Raw genomic sequence first — 18683 nt, 5'->3', positions numbered from 1 at the left:
CTCGCATGCGTCTGCCCGAGTCGCGGCCGGCCCTCCTGGTCAGCCTGCCGCGCAACGAGACCGCGCTCGCCCAGGCCGCGTCGCGGGCCGGAGCCGACGGACTGAAGGTGCACACGAACGTGCGGCACCGGGCCTCGGGGACGGCCTTCGGCTCGCTGGACGCCGAGCGCGAGGCGCTGCGCGGCATCCTCGCGCTCGGCGTACCGACGGGCCTCGTCGTGGGCGCGGCCGGATCGGTGTCGCTCGCGGAGATGGCCGCCGCGCGGGAAATGGGGTTCGACTACTTCGACGTCTACGCCGCCGACGCGCCCGCGGGCTACGTCGAGGCGTGCGGGCCGGTGACGCCCATGGTCGCCCTGGGGCCGGGCGACGGCCCGTCCCAGGCGCGGGCCCTGGTGCGGCGGGGGTGCGGGGCGCTCGAACTGTCCACGCTCGAACCCGACAGGTACGGCACGCCGCTGACGCTGGCGACCCTGGCGAGGCTGGAGGCGGTGGCGTCGGCGGTCGACGTCCCCGTCATCGTGCCGAGCCAGCACGCGCTGGTCCCGGACGATCTCGCGTCCCTGCGGGACGCCGGGGCGGCCGCGGTGCTGCTGGGGGCCGTGGTGACGGGGGCCGACCCGGCGGAGTTCGGCGCCAGGATCGCGCCGTACGCCGCCGCCCTCTGACTTCCGTCCAGCGAACCTGTGGGCCCCACCGTCCGGAGGCCGGCGGGGCCCTGACCGGTCCACTGGCGGGCCGGCGTGCGGGCAAGGGCCGGCCGGTGCTCGACAGCCTCGTCCGCGCATGCGCCGATCGCCTGCCGGCTTCGCGGGCGAGAGCCCGCCTCGGCGTGGCGCAGGAAGCTGGAGTCCGCGGGGAGTCTCCTTTCAGGCGAGGACGCGGGCACTGGACTTGACGACCTGCGCGCCCTCCCCGCCTATCGGTGGAAGCGGTATCGCCGTTCGTACTCCAGCCTGCGGCGCTCCTGCTTTCGCGCCCGCCATTGGGCGGCCACCACGAGCGGGTCGGGCACTCTCAGCCAGCCGAGGCCACGCTCGACGAGCCGATCCAGCCTGCCCCTGCTCGCCGCGTAATCGTCGATCGCCTCCCGGATCTCGTCGAGCCACCGCTCCACAACGGAGACGGCGTCGGCGTCGGAGAGCGCCCGATACAGCGCCAGAGCCCGTTCGAAGGAGTCGCGGGCACGTACGAAATCCAGTTTTCTGTGATAGGACCTGCCGATGCCCTCCAGCGCCTTCGCCTCGCCCGCCAGGTTGCCGAGTTCCCGGAACAACGCCGCCGCCTGCTCGAACGGGCCGATCGCCGCAGTGGGATCCGAGTACACGAGGTCGCTGCCCATGTCGTTGAGCACGATCGCCTCACCCAGGCGGCTGCCCAGATCGCGGTAGATCGCCAGAGCCTCGTCACGTACGGCATCGCGGTCGCGTCCGTCCCTGGTCCGATCGTGACCGCCCATGTGCCAGCTCAGCCCATAACTGGCATTGGCCACGCCCAGCCGGTGCCCGACTTCCCTGAACAGCTCCAGCGACTGCTCGTGCAGCTTGCGGGGAGCAGGTGACCAGCCGGGCATCCCGGACAACGACCACGCCAACTCGGTACGGGCGTGCGCCTCCCCCGCCCGGTCGGCCAGCGCGCGAAAGAGCTTCAGCGCCCGGTTGTGCATGTGCGCCGCGCCGCGGTAGTCCCCCGCCGCCTGCTTCAACCGGCCCATCTGATTCAGCGCGGCGGCCTCCCCCGCTCCGTCGCCGACGGCGCGGAACAGGTCCAGCGCCCCCTGATGGGCCCGCTCCGCGCCCGCGAGATCACCCGTCAGTTGCGCGACCCACCCCAGATCGTTCAGCGCCCGAGCCTCCCCCCGCTGGTCGCCGAGGCCGCGGAACAACGACATGGCCCGCTCGTACGTCAGCCTCGCTTCCCCGTACTCTCCCAAGGCCTGCTCGATCCAGCCCAGCTCCAGCAACGCGTCCGCTTCGGCGTGGCCGTCACCGAGGAGGGCCGCCGCGTCCGCTGCCCTGCCGTGCAGCACCGCCGCCTGCCGCCACAGTCCCTCCCCGCGCATGAACCCGGCCAGCATCCTCACCAGCCGCACCAGGACCGGCCACCGCTCCTGCGAGGCCGCCCACTCGGCGCAGGCGACGACATTGGCGTAGTGCGCCCGCATCAGATCCGGTGTCCGCGCGTCCCGGCCCAGCTCCTCGAAGTGGGCCAGGATCCGGGCGATGGCCGCTTCCCGATCGGCGCCGGTGTCCTCGCGCTCCGACAGCTCGCGGGCGTACACACCGAGCAGGGCGTGCAGCCGGAACCGGCCGGGCGCGGTCTCCTCAAGCAGGTGATCGACGTACAGGCCGTCCAACTCGCGAGCGGCCTCCGGCGAGGGGACACCGCCCGCCGCGGCCGCCACGCCCACGTCGATATCCGGTCCCGGATGCAGCCCAAGCCTCCGGAACATGAACTGCCCGGCAGCCGGCAGACTCCGGTACGAGACCTCGAACGCCAGCCGCACCGTACGCGGGCCACCGGCCAACTGGCCCAGCCGGTCGTCCGCCGCACGGAGCGCCGCGGCGAACTCCTCCACGCTCCACGAGGGCCGATGCGCGAGACGTCCGGCCGCCAGCACGATGGCCAGAGGCAGTCGCCCGCACAGGTCCACGATCTCCGCCACGGCATCGGAACCGGACGCGGGACGCCGGGACACCCGTATGAACAGTTCCGCCGCCTCCTCGGGCGGCAGTTCGCCGAGCGACAGCGGCACCGCACCGTCCAGCGCCTCCAGGCGCCGCCGGCTCGTCACCAAGGTGAGACAGCCGGAAACCGCGGGCAGCAGCGGCTCGATCTGCTCGTGCCCCACCGCGTCATCGAGCACCAGCAGAACGCGGCGCGCGGCCGTCCGGTCCCGCCACAACCGCGCGCGGCCCTCCAGGGACGGCGGGACGTGCTCCGGCCGCACCCCCAAGTCCCGCAGCAAGCTCTCCAGTACCTCCGCCGGATCCGCCGCGGCCCCCTCTCCCGCCCGCAACGACACGAAGAACCGCCCGTCAGGGAAGTCTCCCGACAGCAGGTGAGCGGCGTGCGTGGCCAGCGCGGTCTTCCCTACGCCCGGCATGCCGTCGATCGTGATCACCGACGGCCGCCGCCGCGTCCCCCGTAACAGGCGCTGCAGTTCGCCGCCGCGCCCGGTGAAGTCCGTCAGGTCCCTGGCCAGGCCGTGCCGGACCAGCGGCGGCACCGGCGCGGGACCGGAGAAGGAGGCGGTGTACTGGTAGAGGTCACGCCCCGCCAGGGCGACGGGGGCCAGGATCGTCCGTTGGTCGATATGCGCCTGTACGCCGGACACGTTGACGTTCGCCTGGACGAGATCCCCGTGCACCGTCGAGCCGTCCACCGCCTGTGCCACGTCGGCCCGGCGACGCCGCCTCAGGGCCATCACTCGGTGTTCTCTTGGCGCTGCGACACGTCCCCGCCGACCTCGGAACGCTCCACGCCCTGGTCTCCTGCCTCCGCCAGGGTCTGCCGCACCGAGCCTGTCACCCTCGTATCGGTGACTCGCTGGCTCGCCCGCGCCCGCTCGCCGACCGTCAGCCACGCCTGCAACCCGCCACCGAGCAGCACCAGCACCCCGGTGGCGATCCACCAGGCCACCGCCCAGTGCTGGGTCAGCATGCCAGTGGTGACACTCACTGCGGCGGCCACCACCACCGTTCCCGCGGCCGCCACGCCACGCTTGATACCCGTGCTCAAACGGCACCGCCATGACAGAGGAAAGCCCGCTCCCTGCAGGGTCACCTTATTCCGTGGGGGCGCGGCTGTGAATTGCCTGCGGTCGTACATGACCGTCCGGGTCCTTTCGCCACGACGGCCCACTCGTCGGGGGCTCACCGGCGACGAAGACGGGTTTCGTCGACTACGGCGCGGCGAGGCGGTCGCGCCGAGGGCGAGGAGGTGAGCGATGACCAGGGCAAAGACGGCGATGGGGGCCCCATGCCTCGCACCGTCGTCCACAGCCGAAGCCCTCACCTGCGGACGACACCAAGAGCACCTAACAAATGATCTACGTTGTGCTTGATCTCTCGCTGTAGCCGGCGAGAGGAGCGCGGGTGGCCAAGCTGAAGCCGTGGGAGGTCAGCGACGAGCTGTGGGTAGTGGTCGAGCCCTTGCTGCCGCAGCGTCAGCGGCGGCTCCGGCCTCCGGGACGCGAGTCGTCGCCGCCGTCCAGCACCAGGCCGGTGGCGTACTCGAGTTGCCGGGCCAGGACCTCGGCCAGATGGCGCCGGTCGCCCTCGGCCGCGGGTTTGCCGACCTCGCCGAGGCGCTCGCCGCGCGTGATGTCCTCGGGCAGGGCCGCCGCGTCCAGAGCGGTGAGCACGGCGGTGAGCCGCAGGATCTCGCGGGATTCCTCGCGGTCGATGGCCTCGGCGACCGATCGTGGCTCGACCGTGTCCCATAACTCCACTATCAGCAGTGATGCGCCGGGTGCCAGCAGGACGAACTGGGGGCGGCGGTGCGAGCCGCGTCATGCAGGCCCGCGACGAGGACGACGGGGGTTGACACCGAGCCTTCCATTGACGAAACGAAAACCATTATCGTTAACATGGCACAGTATCGCACGCCGAAAGGAACCGTTTTGGCAAGAAATGAGGTGCGACCCGTGATCAAACTCAAGTCCACGGCCGGCACCGGCTACACCTACGTGACGACGAAGAACCGGCGTAACGACCCCGACCGGCTCACCCTGCGCAAGTACGACCCCCGCATCCGCCGGCACGTGCTGTTCAGGGAGGAGCGATGAAGAAGGGCATCCACCCCGACTACCGCCCGGTCGTCTTCCGCGATCCCGGCGCGGACTTCGCCTTCCTCACCCGTTCGACGCTCAGCAGCGACAAGACGATCGAGTGGATCGACGGCAAGACGTACCCGGTGGTGGATGTCGATGTGTTCGTCGGCGAGCCACCCGTTCTACACCGGCCGCAGCCGCGTTCTCGACACCGCCGGGCGCGTCGAGCGGTTCAACCAGCGCTACGGAAGGACCTGATGTCCGCGCACTGCCAGCTCACCGGCGTCAAGCCGGTCTTCGGCGACAACGTCTCCCGCTCCCACCGCCGCACCGGCCGCCGCTGGAACCCCAACATCCAGCAGCGCCGCTACTGGCTGCCCAGCGAGGACCGTTTCGTCCGGCTCACGCTGAGCGCCCGCGCGATCAAGACCGTCGACAAGATCGGCGTCGAGGCGGCCGTGGCGCGGATCCGCGCCAGGGGGAAGAAGGTCTGATGGCGAAGAAGAGCAAGATCGCTGCGAACGAGCGCCGCAAGGCCGTCGTCGCCCGCTACGCGCGACGGCGCGCCGAGCTGAAGGAGCTGATCCGCGCCGGGAGACCCCAGGAGCGTGCGGACGCCGCGCGCGAGCTGGCCCGCCAGCCGCGCGACGCCAGCGCCACCCGCGTACGCAACCGCGACTCCGTGGACGGCCGGCCGCGCGGTCACCTGACCAAGTTCGGGCTGTCCCGGGTGCGCTTCCGTGAGATGGCGCACCGCGGCGAGCTACCTGGCATCACGAAGGCGAGCTGGTAGCGATGGCCGTCCCCAAGCGCAAGACCTCGCGCAGCAACACCCGGCACCGCCGCAGCCAGTGGAAGGCCGCCGTTCCCGACCTCGTCCCGATCACGGTGCACGGGCGTGAACTGCTCGTTCCCCGTCGTCTCGTACGTGCCTACCAGCGAGGGCTCATCACCCCTCGATGAGGCTCGTCCTGGCCGCCCCCGCCGCGTCGCGCGGCGGGGGCGGCGACGCCAAGATCACGTGATGACGAGGCCTTCGACCAGTGGATCGTTGCGCAGTCCGGTGGCGGTGGCGTCCGGGTCTGTAGCGAGGCGCGCACGACGGAGTCGGCGTGCGGGGTGAGCGTGGCGGGGGTCGCTGCCGTCCGCTTCGACCCAGGCCGCCGCGAGGGCCTCGGGGAGCCGGTTGGAGACGAAGACGTCGTAGCGGCGCCCCTTCGCCAGCAGCCTGGACAGCAACCCGGGCAGGCCCGGCATGACTCCGGCGGAGAACACCCCGGTCCGGTCGCCTGCCAGGTCATGGCTGATGAGCGTGTCCTTGGCGGCCAGTCGGCCGGAATACAGCGCACGTCTCGCGTGCTCGCCGCTCAGTGCTTCAGCTTCTCGAAGGCGATGGTTTGAGCGGCAGGCGGAGGCTTGATGGCAAGCTTCATTCCCCAGTCCGAGTAGCGGACATCTCTAACGAAGCCCATCCAGCCCTGGCCCAAGGTGAGGTCCTTGAACTCATCTCCTGCCGGCTGACGCCACTTGGACCAGGCACGGCGTACGAGGCCGTCCTTGCCGATCCACAGCCGCCAATCGATTTTCCAGTCGGCGTGTTCATCCTGCACAAAGCCGTCACGCAGCTCCGGCCGGACATTCCACAGCTGACGGAACGAGATCGATCCTTCGTGGAGAGTCGTGGGCGATCCGTCGTAGGTGTCCGAGGCCTTGGTGGTCGCCGTGGTCGCCAGCACGGCTGCGAGCACGGCCGGCTTGTCCAACCGCAGGTGTCCCGTCTCCAGGGGCGACACGCAGGGATTTTTGATGGCGACCCACCTCTTGCCCTTCGGCCGCTTTGCTTTCGGGTCGTACTCCCAAAGGCGTTCGCCGATGCAGATGACGCGCACGCCTGCCTCCCCCAGTTGGGAATGCCAGAGGTCGGTCGCCACCACTTTGCCGTCACCGAATCCGACGACGCCCTTCGTCGGCTTGAAGCGCTCCCAGCCTGAGATCGGGTCCGAGTTGAACGTGCTGTATTGGGTGATCCGCACGCCGTGTCCTTTGACGAGCTGGCGCTGGATCGCCGCGACCGGGTCGCCAGCCTTGGTCGCACCGATGGCGGGAGCGCCGGGGAGTGCCAGCCCTGTCACAGTGAGCGTCACGACCGTCGTCCATCGCCTCATCACGTGATGCTTCTCCTCGCGTTGGGTCCGGTGCTCGTCGACACAGGCTGACGCCGGCGATCTTCGCATGCGTTGGTCTCGCCGCGATCACAGCAGCGCCTGGCCGCACTCGAGATCAGCGGTCCGCCATCGTCAATGGATCGCCCGCTGTGAGGGTGGCCGGCTCACCGCTCTCACCCGGCGAGGCCGGGATCCCGGTACCGGCAACAAGACGGCCGTCCCACCCCCGGCATCACGGGCACCTTGCAGCACCGCCTTCGACGCTCGGTCACGGCCCAGCGCCGACGACCACCCCACCGTCGCCGTCCTTCCCTGGCCGCCGTCGTGATCATCATCTTCGGGCCGATTGTTGGAGGCTCCATCATCCTCATGTCCGCTCAGCCGCCATAGTGCGATACCGTCCCCGCACTCGGGTGACCGCCCGCCGCGCTGGTGTGGCCTCGGCCACCGCTCCAGGGATCTACCCCCCGAGCCTGCTGTTTCGTGAAGTCCAGGCACAGCGATCCACGGCTTCGATCAGGTTGTTCCAGGCGTGCCGGCGATCGACAAGCTGCCGGGCTTGAGGTGCTCCGATGTGGGCGGCCCACGGCAAGAAGCAGAAGGTCGACGAAGCGCTCTTCCACCAGCCTTCCCCGTTGCCACGGCGTGATCAAGATGTGTCAGGATGCTCCGGCCTGTCCCTTTGAGGAGGAATCCGTTGCAGCGCTTGCTCGCCGGGCTCGTCGGTGCCGTCGTCCTGACCGTCGCGGCCGCCCCTGCGGCCCCTGCCGCCGCCGCGCCCGCCGACCCGGTGAAGGCGCTCAAGAGCCGGGTGATCGCCGGGCAGGGGGTCAAGGTCACGGACGTGACGTCGTATGTGGACTTGGAGGGCAGGACGGTCTTCCTGCGGCGCACCGGAGTGCTGCAGTACGGCAAGCCCGTCAAGGGCGGCACGGGAACCGTCGCCGCCGCCGACCTGCGCAGTACGTACATCCCGCACGAGGGCCCCGTCTTCAACGACCTCGACGACGACCTGGGTGACGAGCGCGCGATCACCGTCGGCAGGTACAGCTACATCAAGGGCGCCATGCGGTACGGTGCGAGGCAGAAGGGCAAGAGCTGGATCAGGCTCAAGCGCACCCTGCCCGGCGGGTTCAACGGCTGGTACAGCCAGTACGTGAACGCGGCAGAGCCCGCGACGCTGCAGGTCCTCATCAAGCACGGCGAGCGGTCGGGCCGGACCTACAAGGGCACGATCGGGGAGGCCGCCCTGTGGAAGGCGTCCCCCTGGTACCGGGCCGCCGCGATCGTCAGGCCCAAGGACCGCGTGCTGCAGTACGAGCTCACCCTGGGGACGAACGGCCTGCCCCAGCGGCTCATCACTTCCCACCTGGCCAAGGAGCACTGGTCGGAGAGCCTGGTCAACGACGACGTCATCACCGTCGAGACCCGTTACAGGGGCTGGGGCGGCAAGGTCCGCGTGACGGTCCCTCCGAAGAACCAGGTCCAGACAGGCTGACCGGGAACGCAGGGCCGCGCCGGCCGGCACGGCCCTGCGGAGCGCCCTCGATCTCCTCGTCCGCACCACCGACGGCCGCCCATGCCATGGCGTGCAACAGCCCGTCGGGCAGAAGACGACTTGTCAGTTGATCGGTGAGGGGTGAGCCGGTCGCGTATCTGGCTGGTGAGCAGCCAATCGCATAAACCGCCCAGCTCACCTCGCTCAGCCGCGACCGGGGAGAAACACCCCCGCCCGGCAGTCCCGGGCCGCCCAGTCTGGGACCACGGTCTCGTCGAGGGACCAGCTGACGGGTACGACGTGCGGCATGCCGTCGGCGCCGACGGTGGCCAGGCGACCCAGCAGCCGTTCGCCGCGCGGGTAGGCCAGCTCGCGTTCGCTGAAGATGTTCATGCCGTCACCGTCCGCAGAGCGCGCACGGCGTACGGAGAGATCGCGACCCCGACCACCGCCACCCCTCCCGCCAGCCAGAACAGCGCGGTGAAGGCCGAGTCGGGCACTGCTCCGGCGCGTCCGGCGCTTCCGGAGGCGATCACGGCGGCGGCGAGCTGGCTGCCGACGACGCCGCCGACGGTGCGGGCGATGTTGTTGAGCCCGTTCGCGGTGCCGGTCCTGGCCGGCGGCACGTTGTCGGAGATCAGCTTCGGCAGCGCCCCCATGACGAGCCCGGACCCGGCGCCGACCATCCCGTAGAACACCAGATGATGCCAGTACGCGCCGTGCGACACGGCGATCAGTGCCGATCCCGCGGCCATCGCCAGGAACCCGATCGTCAGCGGCCAGCGGGAGCCGAACGCCTCCGAGATCCGGCCGACCGCCATGCCCGCGGGGATGATGGCCAGCATGCCGGGCAGCATCAGCAGGCCGGCGACCGTGACCGAGGTGCCGAAGCCGGCGCCGTCAGGGCCGGGCCGTTGCTGGGCGAGCAGCGGGATCGCCACGTAGAAGAAGTACGACCCCGCGCCGAACACCAGCGCGGCCAGATGCGTGGCCAGCATCGGCCGGTCGGCCAGCTCTGCGACGTCGATGAGGGCGTCACTCCTGCGCCGCTCCACGACCAGCAGCCCGGCGGCGAGCAGCACCCCGAGCGCGGCCAGGCCGAGAACCGGCGCCGAGTACCACCCCCACGAGGGGCCCTGGGTGAGGGCGAGCAGCACCACGACGAGGCTGAGGCCGAGCAGCACAGAGCCGGGCACGTCGAGCCCGCCGGAGGCCGCGCGCTCACCGCGGGGCACCCATCGCGCGACCATGCCGAGGCTGATCAGCGCCAGCAGCGCACCGAGGACGAACAGGTAGCGCCACGACAGCCGGTCGGCGAGCAGTCCGCCGACCACCAGCCCGGCTCCGGCTCCCGCGCCGACGATGCCGGACACCAGGCCCATCGCCGACGCCAGCCGTTCTCCGGGCAACGCCTCGCGCAGGATCGCCATCGACAGCGGCACCACCGCCAGCGCCGCGCCCTGCACGACGCGGGCGGCGATGAGCTGGGCGATGTCTTGGGCGAGCGCGGCGCCGGCCATGCCGACGGCGTACGCGGCGAGCACGCCGACCATGACGCGGCGCTTGCCGTACAGGTCGCCGAGCCGTCCGAGCAGCGGGGTGAGCACCGCGCTGGACAGCAGGAACGCGCTGAGGATCCAGGCCGACCAGGCCGGTGTGGTGCGCAGTTCGCGGGTGAGCAGGCCGAGCGCGGGGACCACGACCGTCTGCATCAGGGAGTAGCCGAAGACCGTCGTGACGAGCGCCGTCACGATCCGCCGGGGGGACGCGGGCATGGACGTACCTCCAAACATGATTCGTAACACGAACAGTTCGTGATGCGAACAACATAGTTTGTGGCACGAACTATCCGCAACTACACTCGGCGGCAGGAGGTGCGGATGAAGAGCGCGACAGACGCCGAGCTGGGCTTCGCCGCAGCGCTGGTGCGGACGTCGCACCTGGTGCAGCACGTCTTCGTCGACGTCAGCCGCGAGCGCGACGTCACCCCGCAGCAGGCACAACTGCTGTGCGTGCTGACGAGTGGCGACGGGATCGGGATGACGGACCTCAGCAGGCTCCTGCACCTGGAGAAGCCGAGCTTGACCGGGCTGGTGGATCGGGCGGAGCGGCGCGGGCTGGTCCGCCGCGTGCGTGACGACGCCGACCGGCGCGCGTGCCGGGTCGAGCTGACGCCTGAGGGGGAGGCCCTCGCCGTACGGGTGCACGGGGAGATCATCAGCAGGCTGGAGGAACTGGCCGCGGACCTGCCGGGCGACGACCTACGGCGGGTCGCCGGCACCTTGACCGCCCTGCTCGCACAGACCCACCAGGGGCCTGTCTCGAAGTGTTGATCAACGGCGTGTCGGAGCCGGACAAGCGAAGAGGCCTCCGGTAGAGGGTTCATCGACCAAGAAGAACCTGTAACCGGAGACCTCGTGGCCACCTTAGCGGTGACGTGGCGGTTCGACCTCACCGATGTGCAGTGGGCGCGGCTGGAATGTCAGTCCCCGACCTGCCCGGTCAGGCTCGGGCCGCCGAGTCCGGCGAGCAGTTCGCGCAGCAGGTCGGCGAGCTGGTCACGGCGTTCGGGCGCGAGGTGACCGATGAGGCGGTCCTCTGCCGCGAGCAGGTCGGCGACAACGCGGTCAAGCAAGGCGTTGCCCTCGTCGGTGAGGGTGACCGCGCGTGCGTGGTAACCCTCACCGACGGTGGTCCGTTCGACCAGCCCTGCCCTCACCGCTCGCTCCACGCGCTGCGTGATCGCGCCGCGCGTCACCATGCACGCGTCGGCCAGCTCGCTCGGGCTCATCCGGTACGGCGTGCCAGAGCGCCGCAGCGTGGACAGCAGATCCAGCACGGCGACGTCGACACCCAGGTTCGCAAGGAGACGGCGGCGCTCGTCGCCGAACACCTTGGCCGCCCACCAGATCCGGGTGATCACCCCGATCGACTCCACCGGCACGCCGGGCAGCTCGCGCCGCCAAGCGCCCTGGATGACGTCGGCGCGGTCGCGCGGCGGGTCAGCGGCCACGTTCCGCGCCGCCGTTCACCTGGATGATCTGCGCGGTGACGTGCCCGCCGCCGGACGAGGCGAGCCAGTGCACGGTCTCCGCGATGTCCTGCGGCGTCCCGGCCCGGCCTGTCTGGGTCTGCTCGACGAGCATCACGCGGCGTTCGTCATCCAGGGCCTCACCGAAGAACTCGGTGTCCTCGATGAACCCCGGGGCGACCACGTTCACTGTGATGCCGCGTGGCCCGAGAGCGGCGGCGAGGTCGAACGCGTACGGGTGCAGAGCCGCCTTCATCGGACCGTAGGAAGTGCCGCCCGAGCCGCGGAAGGCCGCGATCGAGGAGATGAACACGATCCGCCCTGACGGGTTCAGCAGATCGCGGAACGCTTCGGTCGGCAGCACCGACGTCAACACGTTGGCCCGGAAGTTGCCCATCCAACGCTCCGCGACACCATCGGAACCGCCGCGTCCTTCGACGTTGCCGCCCGCGTTGTTGACCAGCACGTCGATCGTGCCGAAACGCTCGGCCAGGTCGGCGCGCACTCGTTCGACCTCAGCCGGCTCGCTCAGATCGGCAGGCAGCGCGGTGCCGCCGATCTCCTTGGCCACCTTCTCCAGTACGTCGGCCCGCCGGCCGACAATTGCCACTCGGTCCCCGCAGGCCGCGAAGCGCGTTGCCACCGCCTTGCCGATGCCGGTGCCGCCACCGCTGACCACAATCGTGCGTGTCATGCCGATCTCTCCCCAGTTTAGATCTAAACTCAGCTTAGCAAAGACGCTGCGATCTACCGTTACGCCGATCCGAGAACCCACGAAACGACAAGATCCCGCCCGATCTCGACGATCAGACGGGATCCCGTGACCTTCAGCCCGGCCGTCTCACGCTGAGGTCCTACGACCGCCAGCAGGGGCGGTACCCGCCTGCCGCGCAGGCCGGGAATCCAACGCGGGAAGCTCGACGCGCAGGTACCGGAGTTTGATCTGCCGGCGGTCTCGTCCAGGGCCGAAAGGCAGCGTGGCGAGGATGGTGTTGACCGGGTCGAGTCGTTCTTCGATCTCCTCGACGCAGGTGTCGAACGCGCCGGACAGCGGAACGAGGTCTTCCCCGCTCCACTGGGACAGGCGGCGTTTCCACTCCTGTTGACGCTGGTGCAAGCCGGTGGTCTCGATGTCGTGCAGGATGTCCCGGGAGGCGGGATACGACAGCATCGTCTCGCTCCGGTTCGGATCGGGCCAACGGCTGTCGAGCGCCCTGAACAGGTGCTCGAGGGCGTCGGTCGCGGCACGCGCTTCGTCCTGCTCGTCCTTGCGCCGCCGCAGCAGCACCGCCGTGAGCCGCTCCACGCAGCCGGCGAACCGGGTGTGGTCGCCGGGATCCGCCACACCCGCGAACTCGGCGTCAAGCCTGATCCGATGCTCGCCGGCCAGGGACGCGCCGAGGTGGTCGCGGTCCAGCTGCTCGGTGACGGCGGCAAGGCTGGCGCCGAGCCGGGTGTGCTCGTCGTCCGGCGTCGCGACCTGCTGCTCGGCGATGAACGTGGTCTTGCGCGCTGCTTCGAGGAACTGGTGGCGGGCCGTGAGCTCGGTCAGGACGTCGTTGCCCAGCAGGATCCGCTGATGCTCAGCTTCCTTCGCCATGATCTGATCGTTGAGGCCGGCCACGTCGATGGCGGCCCAGTCGACATCCAGGATGTACCGGTGGGCGTCCGTGCGCCGCAGGAGCTCTCTGCGGGCGCTCGCCGATGGCCTCGGCCTGCAGCGGCTCACCACGGCCTACCTGCGCAGCGCCCTGACCTCCGGCGACCTCGCATGGCCCGGCGCCCGCGCCGCCCTGGGATCGGCCCCCACTCCCTGGGCCGGGTCGACGCCAAGCAGGCCGATCAATCGGCCTGACGGGTGCCGACCGGCTCGACATGACCGACGTCGTCGATCGGCACGCCCTGGGCCCGCAGGTCGCGTACGAGGTTGTGGAGGCCGGCCCGCTTGGGGGTGCTTTAGAGCTTGGCAGAGGGGTCGGCGGCCCTGGTCCACCGGAAGGCGGCACGGCGAAGGCATTCGCGGCGCGACTTCACCGTGTCGGCTGCCACCCGCGGGGAGTCCGGTGCCCTTTCGAGATCGCGGAGCACCAGGATCGTGCGGCGCTCGGGGGAGTGGCGCTCCGGCACATCCGCGCGCTCCACGTCCTGGCGCGACGGCAGTTCGTGCTGATCACCATTGCCGCCACGGCCGTTCTCGCACCTGCTCTGTTTCGCCGTGGTCGCGAGCATCGTGATCGGCGGGCTCAGCTCCAGGTCGCCCTCTGGAGAATCGCACCGAGCCGGCTGTCGCTCCACTGGTCGACGATGAGGATCTTCGACTTGGGCAGGTGCCAGATCCGCTCCTGATAGGAGACGCCGGTCCGCTTGCCCGACTGCGTCGAGCAGCCGACGCGCCAGACGCGGTAGGTGGCCTTGCGTCCCGCGCCGACCGGGCGGAGACCACGCTCTACGAGCTTGCCGGGGAAGTCCTCCACGTAGCGCTTGTCGGGTGTGCAGGCCGCGAGCCCGTTGCCCGGGTGGTACGGCTCCTCGGGGTCGTAGGGGTTGCCGTGGCGGGCCAGGGAGATGCCCTTCGGCCCGACGAGGTAGAACCCACGGCACTGGACGGCGAGCCGGTCGCAGCCGCCGGTCTTGACGTGGATGCCCCACATGTCTTCTTTCCCGACTTTCCAGGTCTTGGGGATCTGGAGCGTCATGCCGCGGAAAGTCAGCGGCTTGGTCGCCACGCTCTGCGCGGGTGCGCCGGTGAACAGGAGGGAGGCGGTCACAACCAGGGTCGTCAACATGATCACGAGGCTAGGGAAGCCCGCTTGTGGTTCGGCTGCAACGCTCTTGTAGCGCGCTGGAACGTCCACGCTGGGCTCCCGGCACCGTTCCTTCCGGGCCCTCCGGTCATTCGCCGGAGGTGAGCGTTTCGAGGAGCAGGGTGCCCGCAGCCCGCCTGAGCGTGCTCGGGCGGTGGCGCGGAGTGCGTTGTGGTCCGGGCCCGGTCGCGTCGCCACATCCGCCCGGCATCACCCGGATGGAGGATGCCGGGCGACGCGATGGGTGATGTCGCGTGGGCCGCCGCGACGGGAGCCTTGAGGCATGGAAGCCATCGAGGTGACGGACCTGCGCAAGAGCTACGGGGACACCAACGCCGTGGACGGTGTGACGTTCACGGTCCACGCCGGGCAGACCTTCGGCATCGTCGGCCACAACGGCGCCGGCAAGACCACGACAGTGGAGTGCCTGCTCGGGCTGAAACGGCCTGACGGGGGCACGCTTCGGGTGCTGGGCCGGGACCCGGCCCGCGAGCGGCGGGCCCTGGCCCAGCGGGTCGGGGCACAACTGCAGGAGAGCGCGCTGCCGGATCGCATCAAAGTGGTCGAGGCGCTTCGGCTGTTCGCCTCCTTCTACCACCGTCCGGCCGACTGGCGGCAGGTGATGGAGCGCTGGAGTCTGAGCCCGCTGGCCCGCAGGGCGTACGGCGACCTGTCCGGCGGGCAGAAACAGCGGCTCATGCTCGCCTTGGCCCTGGTCGGGGACCCCGAGGTGGTCGTGCTGGACGAGCTGACCACGGGCTTGGACCCGGTGGCTCGCCGGGAGACCTGGCGGCTGGTCGGCGACCTGAAGCGCTCCGGCACCACTGTGGTGCTGGTCAGCCACTACTTCGACGAGACCGAGGCCTTGTGCGACAAGGTGGCCGTCTTCGCCCGCGGCCGGGTCAAGGCCATGGGCACGCCGGACGAGATCATCGCCCGAACCGGTACCGCCTCCCTGGAAGAGGCGTACTTCGTGCTGGAAGGAGCCACCCGATGAAGGCGTTCACGGCCTTGACGGTCACCGAGCTGAGGCTGCTGTCGCGCGACCCCGCCTCGCTGTTCTTCACGATGGCCTTCCCTCTCATGCTGCTGGTGCTCAAGCGCGGGGAGAGCGCCTCGGTCCCCGGCTACCTCGCGATGATCGCGGCCATCGGTGGCATGGGAGCGCTGCCCGGCATCGTGGCCGCCTACCGGGAGCGCAAGGTGCTCAAGCGGCTGGCGACCACGCCGGTCTCCCCCTTGCTGCTGCTGGGCGCCCAGCTGGTGGCGCAGGTCACCGCCGCCTTGGCCGGCTCCACGCTTCTGGTGACCGCCGCGATCGTGTTCTTCGGCGCGAAAGCGCCTGCGAACGTGCCGGCGCTGGCCGTCGCATTCGTGTTGTGCTCAGTGATGGTCTGCGCGCTCGGCTTCGTGATTGCCGCGATCATGCGCAACACCAGGGGCGCCGGCCTGATCGGCATGTTGGTCATGTTCCCGATGATCTTCCTGGCCGGTGCGGCCGTCCCTCGCAAGGCGCTGCCCGACTCGCTGCGCCAGATCGGCGACTTCCTGCCTCTGACCCCGGGTGTGGACGCGCTGACCAGTGCGTGGGACGGGACCGCCGCGTTCTTCCCGATGCTGATCCTGTCGGGGATAATCGTCGCGGGCACGGCCCTGGCCGCGACGTTGTTCCGATGGGAGTGACGAGGTGAACGTCTGGGAGGCGCGCTGGTTGCACGCCTTCCACCTGCTCTTCTACGCCTGCCTGGCGCTGGGGCTGATCTTGTCGATCGGCGAGCGCGCCGGCCCGGCCCCGGTGTCTTTGGTGGTGGCGGCGCTGATGGCCGGCTGGCACGGGTTCTTCGTCGTCCGCCGGCCGCACCTGCTCGGCCGGCTCCACCCCATGGCGCTCCACTTGGCCGTGCTGTGCGCTCTCTACGTCGCGCTGGTGCTCACCGACCGCTCCTTCGACGTGGTCATCTTCGGACTGATGCCCCAGGCGTACGTGATGCTGCGCACTCCCTGGTCCTACGCCGGCGCGATAGCGACGATCTTGTGCACCTTCGCGGCCAGGGACTACCTGGACGACCCCGGCGCCCTGTGGCGGCTCGCGGGCAGCTGCGGCCTGGTGGTGGCGATCGGCCTGTTCGTGACCTACGTCATGCGGCAGAGCGCGCACAACAAGACGGTCGGGGTGCTGGAGGAACGGGCGAGGCTGGCCAGGGAGATCCACGACACCCTCGCCCAAGGGCTGAGCGGGATCATCACCCAACTGGAGGCGGCCGAGCAGGCCATGCCCGGACAAGGCGATCCCGACCTGACCTCCGTACGCAGGAGAATCACGCTGGCCAAGGAACTGGCCCGCGACAACCTCCGCGAAGCCCGGCGCTCGGTGGACGCGCTGCGGCCCGGCCCCTTGGAGGAGGCACGCCTGGAGGAGGCGCTGGCGCAGGTCGCCCAGCGGTGGGCGCAAGCCTGCGAGGTGAGCGCGACCGTGACGGTGGACGGCACCCCTCGGCCGCTGGCCGGGGAGGTGAGCGGCACGCTGCTGCGTGCGGCGCAGGAAGGGCTGTCCAACGTGGCCAAGCACGCCCAGGCGGGCCGGGTGGCCATCACGCTGACGTACATGGACGATGAGGTGACGCTGGACGTGTTCGACGACGGCACAGGCTTCGATCCGAGGGCACGCGGTTCCGGCTACGGGCTGGCGGCCATGGGGGAACGTGCACGCGGCGTGGGCGGCACGCTGACGGTGGAGTCGGCGCCGGGAGAGGGGACCGCACTGTGCCTGCGCATCCCCTCAGGTTGATGATCGTCGATGACCACCCGGTGGTCCGCGACGGGCTGCGCGGCATGTTCGACCATGTCGACGACATCGAGGTGGTCGCCGAAGCAGCCGACGGGTTCCAGGCTCTGGCCATGGCCCGGCGGGCGCGACCGCACGTCGCCCTCATGGACCTGCGCATGCCCGGCCTGGACGGCATCGGCACGATCGAGCGGCTGCGTACGGACCACCCGCAGATCAAGGTGATCGTGCTGACCACCTATGACACCGACGCCGATGTGACCCGGGCCATGGCGGCCGGGGTGGCGGGCTACCTGCTGAAGGACGCGCCCCGCGAGGAGTTGCACCGGGCGGTCCGTACGGCCGCGGCGGGCGGCGCCGTCCTGGCGCCGTCGGTCGCCTCCGCGCTCATCAGCAGGCCCGCGGCGCAGGAGCCGAGCCCACGCGAACTGGAGGTGTTACGGCTGGTGGCGCGGGGCGCGGCCAACAAGGAGATCGCCCGGGCTCTGCTGATCAGCGAGACCACCGTCAAAACCCATCTCAAGCACGTCTTCGCCAAGCTCGGCGTCGAAACCAGGGCCGCGGCCGTCGTCGTGGCGATGGAACGCGGGCTCCTGTAGCGCCGTCGGCCGTCGGATGGCCCCAGGCCAGAAGCTAGACGGACTTTTCGCTCGGCACCCTGGCGAGCGGCACACCACGCAGGCTGAGCAGCAGCATCGCGACGCACCCGCAGGTGAGTGCGATGTCGGCGACGTTGCCCACGAACAGGCCGTAGTCGATGAAGTCCACGACGTGCCCGCGGGCGAAGCCGGGCTCGCGGAAGAGCCGATCGCCCAGGTGGGACGCCGCCCCGCCGAGCAGCACGCCCAGCACAAGCGCCCAGGCGGGGGAGGCCAGCCGACGCGCGGTGTAGAGAATGCCGGCCACCGCGGCTGTCGCCGTCAGGGCGAACACCCATGTCGCGCCGGTGCCCATGGAGAACGCGGCGCCGGGGTTGTACAGCAGCCGGAAGTGAATCAGAGGGGGGATCACGGCGACGCGCTCACTGTCGGACAGCGTGGAGACCGCCCAGAGCTTGGTGAGCTGGTCCACGACAAGGACCACTGCTGCCAGCATGAGCATCATGCCGTACAGCCGGCTCGAACCCCGCTCTAACCGCATCATTCATGGCCTCCGTGCTGTCCAGCCCATATTTCCCTGAGACTACTAGCTGTACTGACCACGGACGTTGGTCGCAGCGACACGGCCGGACGAGCTCGAAATGGGTGAGACCCCCATGGGCGGTACTTATTCGCTTGTCCCCCTACCTATTGGTAGGTAGATTGCGTCGCCATCCCGGAAAGCCTCATCGGGCTCGGCACGAGACAGGAGATGGGCGGTCGTGACCCAGCAGGTCGACACCCGCACCCGCGCGCGTGACGAGTTCGCGCGGCTCCTGGCCGAACGCGGCTACCTCGGAGTCTCCCTCGCAGAGGCCGCCGTTGCCCAGCCACTGCCGCCGGAGGTGGCCCTGCCTGCACAGGAACGCCCGGCGCCCACCCCCTGCCGGCAACTGGCTCAGGACGTCGTCGATCTCTTCCTGTACGGTGCCGCGCCTGACCGGCTGGACATGTGACCGCCGGCCCCGACCCAGCCCACGCCTGTCCG

Annotated in this window: 25 protein-coding genes and 1 pseudogene; 13 read left to right on the top strand and 13 right to left on the bottom strand. The window is 70.1% G+C overall.

Translation table 11 applies throughout. The features are described from left to right. Positions 1-5 precede the first annotated feature (5 nt). Positions 6-668: a hypothetical protein gene (locus ACBR40_RS05635; protein ID WP_371247711.1), complete on the top strand. Its 663-nt coding sequence runs from the start codon at positions 6-8 to the stop codon at positions 666-668. 251 nt (positions 669-919) lie between these two features. On the opposite strand, the gene ACBR40_RS05630 is transcribed toward ACBR40_RS05635, so the two are convergent. The 3 genes from ACBR40_RS05630 to ACBR40_RS05620 form a co-directional block, all read right to left on the bottom strand. Then, positions 920-3427 carry a tetratricopeptide repeat protein gene (locus tag ACBR40_RS05630; protein WP_371247710.1) on the bottom strand — a complete coding sequence of 836 codons (2508 nt, stop codon included), beginning with the start codon at positions 3425-3427 and terminating at the stop codon, positions 920-922. Then, a complete protein-coding gene (locus tag ACBR40_RS05625; protein WP_344207937.1) occupies positions 3427-3681 on the bottom strand; it encodes a hypothetical protein in 255 nt (84 codons plus the stop codon). Before ACBR40_RS05625 ends, ACBR40_RS05630 begins: the two co-directional genes overlap by 1 nt. Before the next feature lie 487 nt (positions 3682-4168). Further along, entirely contained in the window at positions 4169-4453 is a 285-nt protein-coding gene (locus tag ACBR40_RS05620) for a hypothetical protein (protein ID WP_371247709.1), read from the bottom strand. 171 nt (positions 4454-4624) lie between these two features. On the opposite strand from ACBR40_RS05620, the gene rpmG reads away from it, so the two are divergent. The 5 genes and pseudogenes from rpmG (at position 4625) to rpmF (ending at position 5737) form a co-directional block, all read left to right on the top strand. Beyond that, positions 4625-4789, top strand: coding sequence for a 50S ribosomal protein L33 (rpmG, locus tag ACBR40_RS05615; protein WP_185107415.1), 165 nt, complete (start codon positions 4625-4627; stop codon positions 4787-4789). Continuing rightward, a pseudogene (locus ACBR40_RS05610) lies at positions 4786-5032 on the top strand (type B 50S ribosomal protein L31). The gene rpmG and the pseudogene ACBR40_RS05610 overlap by 4 nt, the downstream one beginning before the upstream one ends. Beyond that, complete coding sequence (gene rpmB / locus ACBR40_RS05605; protein WP_371247708.1) at positions 5032-5268, top strand: 50S ribosomal protein L28; 237 nt, start codon at positions 5032-5034, stop codon at positions 5266-5268. The pseudogene ACBR40_RS05610 and the gene rpmB overlap by 1 nt, the downstream one beginning before the upstream one ends. Beyond that, positions 5268-5567 carry a 30S ribosomal protein S14 gene (rpsN, locus tag ACBR40_RS05600; RefSeq protein ID WP_371247707.1) on the top strand — a complete coding sequence of 100 codons (300 nt, stop codon included), beginning with the start codon at positions 5268-5270 and terminating at the stop codon, positions 5565-5567. Before rpmB ends, rpsN begins: the two co-directional genes overlap by 1 nt. 2 nt (positions 5568-5569) lie before the next feature. Further along, positions 5570-5737 (top strand): 50S ribosomal protein L32, encoded by a 168-nt coding sequence (rpmF, locus tag ACBR40_RS05595; protein WP_371247706.1) that lies wholly within the window; start codon positions 5570-5572, stop codon positions 5735-5737. A gap of 54 nt (positions 5738-5791) precedes the next feature. Here rpmF and ACBR40_RS05590 read toward each other — a convergent pair whose 3' ends face one another. Further along, positions 5792-6049, bottom strand: coding sequence for a hypothetical protein (locus tag ACBR40_RS05590; protein WP_371247705.1), 258 nt, complete (start codon positions 6047-6049; stop codon positions 5792-5794). 92 nt (positions 6050-6141) lie between these two features. Next, positions 6142-6918: a hypothetical protein gene (locus ACBR40_RS05585; RefSeq protein ID WP_371247704.1), complete on the bottom strand. Its 777-nt coding sequence runs from the start codon at positions 6916-6918 to the stop codon at positions 6142-6144. 718 nt (positions 6919-7636) lie between these two features. Here ACBR40_RS05585 and ACBR40_RS05580 point away from each other — a divergent pair. After that, a complete protein-coding gene (locus ACBR40_RS05580) occupies positions 7637-8437 on the top strand; it encodes a hypothetical protein (RefSeq protein WP_371247703.1) in 801 nt (266 codons plus the stop codon). 204 nt (positions 8438-8641) lie between these two features. Here the strand turns inward: ACBR40_RS05580 and ACBR40_RS05575 are convergent, their stop codons facing one another. Together ACBR40_RS05575 and ACBR40_RS05570 are read right to left on the bottom strand one after the other, a co-directional pair. Next, a complete protein-coding gene (locus tag ACBR40_RS05575) occupies positions 8642-8830 on the bottom strand; it encodes a hypothetical protein (RefSeq protein ID WP_371247702.1) in 189 nt (62 codons plus the stop codon). After that, a complete protein-coding gene (locus ACBR40_RS05570; protein ID WP_371247701.1) occupies positions 8827-10212 on the bottom strand; it encodes an MFS transporter in 1386 nt (461 codons plus the stop codon). The genes ACBR40_RS05575 and ACBR40_RS05570 overlap by 4 nt, the downstream gene beginning before the upstream one ends. Positions 10213-10317: 105 nt before the next feature. On the opposite strand from ACBR40_RS05570, the gene ACBR40_RS05565 reads away from it, so the two are divergent. Continuing rightward, positions 10318-10770, top strand: coding sequence for a MarR family winged helix-turn-helix transcriptional regulator (locus ACBR40_RS05565; RefSeq protein WP_371247700.1), 453 nt, complete (start codon positions 10318-10320; stop codon positions 10768-10770). Positions 10771-10919: 149 nt separating this feature from the next. Here ACBR40_RS05565 and ACBR40_RS05560 read toward each other — a convergent pair whose 3' ends face one another. The 5 genes from ACBR40_RS05560 to ACBR40_RS05540 all read right to left on the bottom strand — a co-directional run bounded on the left by ACBR40_RS05560 (position 10920) and on the right by ACBR40_RS05540 (position 14254). Beyond that, positions 10920-11450, bottom strand: coding sequence for a MarR family winged helix-turn-helix transcriptional regulator (locus tag ACBR40_RS05560; RefSeq protein WP_371247699.1), 531 nt, complete (start codon positions 11448-11450; stop codon positions 10920-10922). Further along, entirely contained in the window at positions 11440-12162 is a 723-nt protein-coding gene (locus ACBR40_RS05555) for an SDR family NAD(P)-dependent oxidoreductase (protein ID WP_371247698.1), read from the bottom strand. The genes ACBR40_RS05560 and ACBR40_RS05555 overlap by 11 nt, the downstream gene beginning before the upstream one ends. A gap of 147 nt (positions 12163-12309) precedes the next feature. Beyond that, entirely contained in the window at positions 12310-13197 is an 888-nt protein-coding gene (locus ACBR40_RS05550) for a hypothetical protein (RefSeq protein ID WP_371247697.1), read from the bottom strand. A 227-nt stretch (positions 13198-13424) separates the two neighbouring features. After that, positions 13425-13697 (bottom strand): hypothetical protein, encoded by a 273-nt coding sequence (locus tag ACBR40_RS05545; RefSeq protein WP_371247696.1) that lies wholly within the window; start codon positions 13695-13697, stop codon positions 13425-13427. A gap of 14 nt (positions 13698-13711) precedes the next feature. Beyond that, the gene (locus ACBR40_RS05540) at positions 13712-14254 is read right to left on the bottom strand and encodes a hypothetical protein (protein ID WP_371247695.1); all 543 of its coding nucleotides are present in this window, start codon (positions 14252-14254) and stop codon (positions 13712-13714) included. A 301-nt stretch (positions 14255-14555) separates the two neighbouring features. Between ACBR40_RS05540 and ACBR40_RS05535 the strand changes: the two genes are divergently transcribed. Genes ACBR40_RS05535 through ACBR40_RS05520 form a run of 4 tightly spaced genes read left to right on the top strand, consistent with a single transcriptional unit; the run spans position 14556 to position 17656 of the window. Continuing rightward, the gene (locus tag ACBR40_RS05535) at positions 14556-15269 is read left to right on the top strand and encodes an ABC transporter ATP-binding protein (RefSeq protein WP_371247693.1); all 714 of its coding nucleotides are present in this window, start codon (positions 14556-14558) and stop codon (positions 15267-15269) included. Continuing rightward, positions 15266-15955 carry an ABC transporter permease gene (locus tag ACBR40_RS05530; RefSeq protein WP_371247692.1) on the top strand — a complete coding sequence of 230 codons (690 nt, stop codon included), beginning with the start codon at positions 15266-15268 and terminating at the stop codon, positions 15953-15955. Before ACBR40_RS05535 ends, ACBR40_RS05530 begins: the two co-directional genes overlap by 4 nt. 4 nt (positions 15956-15959) lie before the next feature. Continuing rightward, positions 15960-17060: a sensor histidine kinase gene (locus ACBR40_RS05525; protein ID WP_371247691.1), complete on the top strand. Its 1101-nt coding sequence runs from the start codon at positions 15960-15962 to the stop codon at positions 17058-17060. Then, a complete protein-coding gene (locus ACBR40_RS05520; protein ID WP_371247690.1) occupies positions 17060-17656 on the top strand; it encodes a response regulator in 597 nt (198 codons plus the stop codon). The genes ACBR40_RS05525 and ACBR40_RS05520 overlap by 1 nt, the downstream gene beginning before the upstream one ends. Before the next feature lie 34 nt (positions 17657-17690). Here the strand turns inward: ACBR40_RS05520 and ACBR40_RS05515 are convergent, their stop codons facing one another. Further along, positions 17691-18200: a signal peptidase II gene (locus ACBR40_RS05515; RefSeq protein ID WP_371247688.1), complete on the bottom strand. Its 510-nt coding sequence runs from the start codon at positions 18198-18200 to the stop codon at positions 17691-17693. A gap of 217 nt (positions 18201-18417) precedes the next feature. On the opposite strand from ACBR40_RS05515, the gene ACBR40_RS05510 reads away from it, so the two are divergent. Continuing rightward, positions 18418-18651: a hypothetical protein gene (locus ACBR40_RS05510; protein ID WP_371247687.1), complete on the top strand. Its 234-nt coding sequence runs from the start codon at positions 18418-18420 to the stop codon at positions 18649-18651. The last annotated feature ends 32 nt before the right edge of the window (positions 18652-18683 follow it).

The organism is Nonomuraea sp. AD125B, assembly GCF_041402765.1.
In the GTDB taxonomy this organism is placed as follows: Bacteria; Actinomycetota; Actinomycetes; order Streptosporangiales; family Streptosporangiaceae; genus Nonomuraea; species Nonomuraea bangladeshensis.
The sequence above is the reverse complement of the archived record's forward strand: the minus strand, read 5'-3'. Positions and strand labels throughout refer to the sequence as shown.

What these genes read in the sequence shown, in the direction of transcription:
- ACBR40_RS05535 (WP_371247693.1), top strand. Translation starts at nt 14,556, where the DNA reads ATGGAAGCCATCGAGGTGACGGACCTGCGCAAGAGCTACGGGGACACC.
- ACBR40_RS05555 (WP_371247698.1), bottom strand. Translation starts at nt 12,162, where the DNA reads ATGACACGCACGATTGTGGTCAGCGGTGGCGGCACCGGCATCGGCAAG.
- ACBR40_RS05540 (WP_371247695.1), bottom strand. Translation starts at nt 14,254, where the DNA reads ATGTTGACGACCCTGGTTGTGACCGCCTCCCTCCTGTTCACCGGCGCA.
- ACBR40_RS05545 (WP_371247696.1), bottom strand. Translation starts at nt 13,697, where the DNA reads ATGCTCGCGACCACGGCGAAACAGAGCAGGTGCGAGAACGGCCGTGGC.
- ACBR40_RS05565 (WP_371247700.1), top strand. Translation starts at nt 10,318, where the DNA reads ATGAAGAGCGCGACAGACGCCGAGCTGGGCTTCGCCGCAGCGCTGGTG.
- ACBR40_RS05530 (WP_371247692.1), top strand. Translation starts at nt 15,266, where the DNA reads ATGAAGGCGTTCACGGCCTTGACGGTCACCGAGCTGAGGCTGCTGTCG.
- rpmB (WP_371247708.1), top strand. Translation starts at nt 5,032, where the DNA reads ATGTCCGCGCACTGCCAGCTCACCGGCGTCAAGCCGGTCTTCGGCGAC.
- rpmF (WP_371247706.1), top strand. Translation starts at nt 5,570, where the DNA reads ATGGCCGTCCCCAAGCGCAAGACCTCGCGCAGCAACACCCGGCACCGC.
- rpsN (WP_371247707.1), top strand. Translation starts at nt 5,268, where the DNA reads ATGGCGAAGAAGAGCAAGATCGCTGCGAACGAGCGCCGCAAGGCCGTC.
- ACBR40_RS05630 (WP_371247710.1), bottom strand. Translation starts at nt 3,427, where the DNA reads ATGGCCCTGAGGCGGCGTCGCCGGGCCGACGTGGCACAGGCGGTGGAC.
- ACBR40_RS05520 (WP_371247690.1), top strand. Translation starts at nt 17,060, where the DNA reads ATGATCGTCGATGACCACCCGGTGGTCCGCGACGGGCTGCGCGGCATG.
- ACBR40_RS05515 (WP_371247688.1), bottom strand. Translation starts at nt 18,200, where the DNA reads ATGATGCGGTTAGAGCGGGGTTCGAGCCGGCTGTACGGCATGATGCTC.
- ACBR40_RS05575 (WP_371247702.1), bottom strand. Translation starts at nt 8,830, where the DNA reads ATGAACATCTTCAGCGAACGCGAGCTGGCCTACCCGCGCGGCGAACGG.
- ACBR40_RS05635 (WP_371247711.1), top strand. Translation starts at nt 6, where the DNA reads ATGCGTCTGCCCGAGTCGCGGCCGGCCCTCCTGGTCAGCCTGCCGCGC.
- ACBR40_RS05570 (WP_371247701.1), bottom strand. Translation starts at nt 10,212, where the DNA reads ATGCCCGCGTCCCCCCGGCGGATCGTGACGGCGCTCGTCACGACGGTC.